This window comes from Methylobrevis pamukkalensis, from assembly GCF_001720135.1.
In the GTDB taxonomy this organism is placed as follows: Bacteria; Pseudomonadota; Alphaproteobacteria; order Rhizobiales; family Pleomorphomonadaceae; genus Methylobrevis; species Methylobrevis pamukkalensis.
On record NZ_MCRJ01000331.1, the window covers coordinates 1 to 397 of the forward strand.

1 pseudogene is annotated in these 397 nt (G+C 77.3%); it reads left to right on the forward strand.

Features of this window, described 5'->3' with window-relative positions:
* Positions 1-397, forward strand: a pseudogene (locus A6302_RS23355) (helix-turn-helix domain-containing protein); the annotation flags it as partial.

Consider the following 397-nt stretch of genomic DNA (forward strand, 5'->3'; position numbering starts at 1 on the left):
GGTTACTGGCTGGTCGCCGCCGGCATCGCCATGCGCCGCATCCGGGCGGCGGTTGCGGCCGACGCGCTCGATCGCGCCGAGGACGCCGCGCGGGTTGCCGGCATTCCGGCGCTGGTCGCCGAGGTCGTCGCGGCCCGGCGCCTGTTCGAGGCGCCTTCCGCGCGCCGCATCGCCGATGGCAGGGAAACGGTGCTCGGACTGGCCGACGTCGAGGCGCTGGTTGCCTCCCCGGCGCTGGTGGTCGATGCCTGCCGCAACGTGCTGCGTAGCGGGCCGACGATCGTGCCGCTCGCCGGCCGGCCGGTGATCTTCGCGCTGGCCCGCGCGATGGCCGAGGCCGCGCCGGGCGACGTCAGCCGCGCGGCGCTGGTCGCCCGCGCCTTCCGGGCACGGCAGG